This window comes from Streptomyces sp. FH025 (assembly GCF_017427025.1).
Lineage (GTDB): Bacteria > Actinomycetota > Actinomycetes > Streptomycetales > Streptomycetaceae > Kitasatospora.
In genome coordinates, this window is sequence record NZ_JAFLNG010000478.1 from 1 (window position 1) to 6,013 (window position 6,013).

The following is a 6,013-nucleotide window of genomic DNA, read 5'->3' on the forward strand; positions in this document are numbered from 1 at the left end:
CGGCGAGATGGCAGACGATCTGACGGAAGCTCCAGCCCGTACCCGGCGACTCGTCCAGTCGCTCCTCCGGCAGCGCCGCGACCCGCTGGGCCCAGATCCGCCCGAGCCGGGTGAGCCGGCTGCGGGCCTCGTCCAGGTCGGCGGCGGTGAACGGCGCGAGGTCGGCCGGGGTGGTGACGTTGGAGGCGTGCCAGCGGTCGGGCTCGGTCGGCTCGCCGGCCAGCCGGGCCTCCAACTCGGCCAGGTGGTCGACGAGATGGTCGGTGATGCGGCGAACGGCCTTGTGCGGCGTGTAGGTTCGGCCGTCGGCGTTGACGATCGGGCGGCCGTCCCAGGAGGTCCAGGTGGCGGCCAGGGCGAGCACGCGGTCGATCGACTCCGGTATCAGGGCGGCGAGTTCGGCCTTCCCCACCGCCCGCTCGGGCGGCGTCGAACCGTCCGCCGGGTCGGAGGCGCCGTACAGGATGCCCTCGGCGATGGCCAGCGCGTGCGCCCGGCCGGGGCAGAGCCGGGGCGGGGCGCCGAAGGTCAGCGACTCGCGGCCCGCCCGACCGTCCCGTTCCTGGGCGGCCGCGAGGTCCAGCAGGACGCGCGTCCCCGCCGGTACGGCGACCCCGCCGACCTCGGTCGCCCGGGCGGCGACGCGGCGCATCGTCCGCACCGGAGGGTCGTCCCACAGGGTGGCGGCCAGGCCGCCGGTACCGCGGCGGGCGTGCTCGACCAGGGCCGCGGTGGCGTCGCAGGCCTGAACGAGCAGGCCGATCCGGTTCGCCGCGGTCTCCTCGTCGGCGTCGCCCATCGCGGGCAGCAGCCGGGCCACCGCCGCGTCCGCCTCGGCGTCATCCGGCTCGACGCCGTTTGGCTCGGCACCGTCCGGCTCCGGCCGGAAGTACGCCCGGGCCACCGCCCTGACGTCCCGGGCGACGGCCTCCGGCTCGGCCAGCCCGAGCGCCGTCGCGAGCGCCCGGACCACCCGCAGCCGTACGTCCGGCTCGAAGCCGCCCGCCGCCAGGATCCGCAGCGCACCCGGGTCCAGCCGCTCCAGGTCGGCCAGCACCAGCGCCCGGCGCCGGGCGTGCGGCTCGCCCGCGCTGAACCGGGCGACGGCGGCCCGCAGCCAGGCCACCGTGCCGTACGGGCCGGGCTCGGCGGGCGGCGGGACCAGCGCCGGATCGGCGAGGGCGGCGGTCACCTCCTCGTACCGGGAGAAGGCCTGTTCGCGGCCCGGAAGCGTGGGACTCACCGGGGAATTCCTCGTCGAAATCGCCGTGGGATCGTTCATGCCGCCATCGTCGCCCCGGCTCGTTTCGGCCCCGGCCGAACTGTGGCGGGGAGACGATGGCGGTATGCCGGACCATGGACACATGCCCCAGGACCACGGCGGCCCGGCCCTCGCCGCCTTCGCCGCCCTGCTCGCCGACCCCACCCGTGCCGCCTTCTGCAGCGCCCTGCTCGACGGCCGTGCCTGGACGGCCGGTGAGCTCGCCCGGACGGCGGGCGTCGCGCCGTCCACGGCCAGCGAGCACCTGTCCCGGCTGGTCGCGGGCGGGCTGCTGGCGGAGGAGCGGCAGGGCCGGCACCGCTACGTCCGGCTGGCCACCCCCGCCGTCGCCACCCTGCTGGAGGACATCACCACCTTCGCCGAGGCCGCCCGCGGGGGCCGGCCGACGCCCCGGAACCTGCGCGAGGCGACCTTGCAGAGCGCCGAGGCCCGCGCCCGGACCTGCTACGACCACCTGGCCGGCCGGCTCGGCGTGGCCGTCGCCGAGGCGCTGCTCACCCGCGGCCTGGTCAGCGCCGACGCCGGGCTCGCCGTCACCGAGCGCGGCCACGCCTGGCTGGCCGCGCAGTCCATCGAGCTGCCGCCGCGCGCGGGCCGCCCCGGCGGGCGCCCGCTGGTGCGCGACTGCCTGGACTGGACGGAGCGCCGCAGCCACCTCGGCGGGGCGCTGGGCGCGGCGCTCTGCCGCACCGCCCTGGACCGCGCCTGGGTGGAGCGGATCGGCTCCGGCCGGGCCCTGCGGGTCACCCCGGACGGCGGCCGGGCACTGCGCGAACTCCTCGGCGTCGAGGCGTCCGCCGAGGCGTCCGTCGGGACGTCCGTCGGGGCGTCCGTCGGGGCGTCCGCCGAGGCGTCCTGAGCCCGCTCACCCCATCGACTTCGCCCCGTCCAGCGACTCCCGGATGATGTCCGCGTGCCCGGCGTGCTGCGCGGTCTCGGCGATCAGGTGCAGCAGCACCCGCCGGGCCGACCAGCTCGCCCCCGCCTCGAACCAGGGCGCCGACGGCAGCGGGTGGGCGAGGTCGAGGTCGGGGAAGTCGCGGACCAGTTCGTCGGTCTCCCGCGCCACCCGCTCGTACTCGGCCAGCAGCCCGGCCAGCGTCTCGCCCTCCGCCATCCGGAACTGCGACGCCCAGTCCCCGTCGCCGCTGCCCATCGCCTCCGCGCCGCCGGTGATGAACCGCGTCCAGACCCCCTCGACCGCGGTCACGTGCTTGACCAGCCCGCCCAGGGACAGCTCGCTGGCCGTGGTGCGCCGGGCCGCCTGCTCGTCGGTGAGGTCGCGGGCGGTGTGCCGCAGCAGGCCGCGGTGCTTCTCCAGGGTTTCGACGAGTTCCTCGCGCTCCCCCATCAGACGCCCACCGTCGTCGGCCGCTCGCCGGCGGTCCGGCCGAGGTCGATGAGCCCGAAGGCCGCGCCCTGCGGGTCGCCCACCGCCGCGAACCGGCCGAACGGGCTGTCCACCGGCCCGAAGTACACCTTGCCGCCGTGTTTCGTCAGCCGCTCGATCGCCGCGTCGGTGCCGTCCACCGCGAAGTAGACGTTCACGTACGAGGGCGCCTCGGGCGGCAGGAAGTCGCCCTCCGCACTCATCCGGCCCAGCACCGGCCGGTCGCCGACCTGGAACATCCGGTAGTCGAACTCCTCGGAGTCCATCTTCCGCACGCCGTACGGGAAGACCGCCGGGAAGAAGGCGTCGGCCTTCGCGGGCTCGCGGGTGATGATCTCGGCCCAGCTGTACGAGCCGGGCGCGTCCTGCCGCTCGAAGCCGCCGTGAGCCCCGGGCTGCCAGACGCCGAACGCGACGCCGCCCGGGTCCGTGGCGATCACCATCGTGCCGAAGTCGCCGACCTGCATCGGCCCCATGACCACCTCGCCGCCGTTGCCGCGGATCCGCTCGGCGGTGGCGGCGGCGTCCGGCGAGGCGAGGTACAGGCACCAGGCGGCCTGCGCCTGCTGGCCGGGCATCGACGGCACGAGCGCGGCCACCGCCTTGCCGTCCGAGTACGCCTGCGTGTAGTTGCCGTACTGCGGCGAGCTCTCGCCGAAGGTCCAGCCGAGTACGTCACCGTAGAAGGCCTTGGCGCCCTCCAGGTCGGTGACCGTCGCATTGGCCCAACAGGGTGTGCCCTCAGGTAGCGCAGCCATCTCTCCGCCCTCGTCCGTGGCTGTGGACGCGCGCCGGAAGGCGCACGCGGCCCCCGACTCGCCAGCCTAGCCACGGCGGCGCGCACCCGCGCGGGAAGGGCCCGCGCGGGTGCTCCGGCGACGGCCGGCTCGGCCCGCCGCCTCAGTTCGACGACAGACGCAGCGAGGCCGTGCCGAGGCCGGTCGGGCCGAGCGGCACCGTACCGGTGCGCGGCTCGGGGGCCTCCGTCGCGGGCGCGGACGCGTTCGCCGCCCGGTCCCGGACGGACGCCGCGAGGTCCCGCTCGGCGCCGAAGTGCCGCTCCAGGTCCTCGGTCCGGTACCGACGGCAGCCCTCGTGCCAGTTCAGCACGCCGGCGAGCCAGTTCTCCAGCTCCCGGACGTACCCGCCGAGCACCTCCCTGGCCTCCTCGCCGAGCCCCAAGTCCTCGTACAGCACCGGGAGTTCCTTCTGCGCGACGTGCTGGAACTGGTCCAGCCGCGAGTGCATCAGGTCGTCGACGATCCGGACCGCCGACGGGTAGTCGCAGTTGAAGAAGTTCTGCACCACCAGGACGACGTTGTGCAGCTCGCCCTCGTACTCGACCTCCTTCTGGTACGAGAAGAGGTCGTTCACCATGGCCGCGTAGTCCATGGCGGAGTTCTCCAACGCGCGCATCGAGCCGTGCCGGTACGCCTCCTCCGGTACGGCCCGGCCGTGGCCGATGCGGCTGAGGGCGGTGGTGAGTTCGGAGCCGAAGGTGGAGCGGCGCATCTCCAGGTAGTCGACCGGGTCCGGGATGCGGTGCTGGATCTGGTTGCTCAGCTCCCAGATCCAGCTCGCCGTCATCACCTCGACGGCCTCGCGCAGCCGGCCCCGGGCCTCGACGGTCATCGGGCCGGCGGTGCGCTCCCAGATGTCGGCGAGGCCGCGCTCCAGCGCGTTGGCCGGCTCTGGCGCCGGGCCGCCGTCCAGCGGCATGAACAGCGGCAGCCGCGCGTTGGCGGCCTTGGCGCCGGCAAGGTCCCGGGTGCGGCCGAAGACCTTGGGGAAGTAGTCGTCGGCCCAGGTTCCCCAGGCCAACCAGGCCGAGGAGATGTCGAGTTGGTCGGCGGTGGCATCCGGTTGGAGGCCGGCCGCGCAGAGCGCGAGGTCGTAGTCGCGCATCGACTCGGCGTCCCAGATGCCGGAGCCGGGCACGCCGGGGTGCTCGGACAGCAGGCCGACCCGCTCGGCCCACTCGACCACCCGGTCCCGCGCGCCGTCCAGGTGCGGGCTCAGCGAGAGGGCGAACGGCAGCCTGAACTCCGGCAGTTGGACCGGCCCCACGGCCTGGTACGGCACATGGGCGTGCGACCTGGCCCGCCGCCGCTCCGGCGCGGTGTCGACCGGGGGGCTGTCGGCCCCCTTGCGCAGGATGTCCAGCGCCGAGGTGCCGATCCCGCCGATCGCGTACTGGTCCCACCAGTTGCCGGAGCCGGGCACCCCGGGGAGCCCGCCACCGGTGCCCGGCGCCACCTCGGCGGCCGAACCCGCCCCCGTACCACCGCCGTTCATGTAGCGGCTGGACCGCAGGTGCCACTCGTGCCCGCCGGACTGCCAGTCCTGAAGGCCCTTGACGTACGCCATCACCCGCGCGCGGCCCGCCGGGTCGAGCCCGGTCTCCGCGAACAGCACCGGCAGTTCGGTGAACACGGTGTTCTCGAACTGCTGGAGCCGCGAGGTGAGCAGGTCGTTGACCGCCTCGGCGGCCTCCTGGGTGGAACACTCCAGGAAGCGCTCCAGCACCAGGATGCCGTTGCTCAACTCGCCCTCGTCCTCCACCTCCCGCTGGTACGAGAAGATGTCGTTGCGCAGGTGCACACCGTCCGAGAAGGCGTCCATCAGCACCCGCAGCGCGCGCGAGCCTGAAACCTCCTGCGGCACCTCGGCGTTCGCCGCGTACTCGACCAGTTGCGCGGACCACGGCGCGCCGCCGACCTTGCGGCGCATCTCGATGTACTCCACCGGGTTGGCGACCCGGCCGGCGTTGATGTTGGCGAGCTCCCACAGCGACTCGTCGAGCAGGTTGCGGGTGCTCCCGGCGAAGCGGATCCGCCAGTCCTCGCCCATCGCCGGAACGGTACGCCGCCACAGGTCGGCCAGGCCCTCCTCGACCGGGTTCTCCGGCTCGGGCACCGGGGTGGCCGGATCGGCCGGCATGAACAGCGGCAGCCGGTCGAGGTGCGCCTTGCCCGCCTCCCGGTCGTTGGTGCGCTTGTACATGTCGAGGAAGTGGTCGTCGAAGAAGAAGACCCAGACGTACCAGTCGGTGACCAGCGACAGCGCCTCGGCGGAGGCGTCGGGGTGGGTGTAGGCGCACAGCAGACCGTAGTCGTGGGCCTCCAGGTCGGCCTGGTCCCAGATGCCCGACCCCTCCAACATCCCCATCTCCCGGGCCCATTCGGTGGAGTGGGCCCTCGCCTCGTCCAGATGGGGATTGAGCCGTGCCGGGTGCGGCACGTAGAAGGACGGCAGTTCGAACGGCTGGGTCACGGCGGGCGGGCCTTTCTGGACGCGTCGATTGGACCAAGAATGACCCGCCCTCGACTCACCACACCGGC

General features: G+C 74.3%; 4 protein-coding genes and 1 pseudogene. 1 reads left to right on the top strand and 4 read right to left on the bottom strand.

Going from position 1 to position 6,013, the window contains the following annotated elements:
- A pseudogene (locus J0670_RS40365) lies at positions 1 to 1,243 on the bottom strand (hypothetical protein); the annotation flags it as partial.
- Positions 1,244 to 1,364: 121 nt separating this feature from the next.
- Between J0670_RS40365 and J0670_RS27175 the strand changes: the two are divergent.
- Complete coding sequence (locus J0670_RS27175; RefSeq protein ID WP_207814312.1) at positions 1,365 to 2,141, top strand: helix-turn-helix transcriptional regulator; 777 nt, start codon at positions 1,365 to 1,367, stop codon at positions 2,139 to 2,141.
- A gap of 6 nt (positions 2,142 to 2,147) precedes the next feature.
- Here the strand turns inward: J0670_RS27175 and J0670_RS27180 are convergent, their stop codons facing one another.
- The 3 genes from J0670_RS27180 to J0670_RS39525 form a co-directional block, all read right to left on the bottom strand.
- Positions 2,148 to 2,633 (bottom strand): DinB family protein, encoded by a 486-nt coding sequence (locus J0670_RS27180; RefSeq protein WP_207814314.1) that lies wholly within the window; start codon positions 2,631 to 2,633, stop codon positions 2,148 to 2,150.
- Positions 2,633 to 3,430 carry a VOC family protein gene (locus tag J0670_RS27185; RefSeq protein WP_207814316.1) on the bottom strand — a complete coding sequence of 266 codons (798 nt, stop codon included), beginning with the start codon at positions 3,428 to 3,430 and terminating at the stop codon, positions 2,633 to 2,635. Before J0670_RS27185 ends, J0670_RS27180 begins: the two co-directional genes overlap by 1 nt.
- A gap of 142 nt (positions 3,431 to 3,572) precedes the next feature.
- Positions 3,573 to 5,945 (bottom strand): terpene synthase family protein, encoded by a 2,373-nt coding sequence (locus J0670_RS39525; RefSeq protein WP_307806712.1) that lies wholly within the window; start codon positions 5,943 to 5,945, stop codon positions 3,573 to 3,575.
- Positions 5,946 to 6,013: the final 68 nt, after the last annotated feature.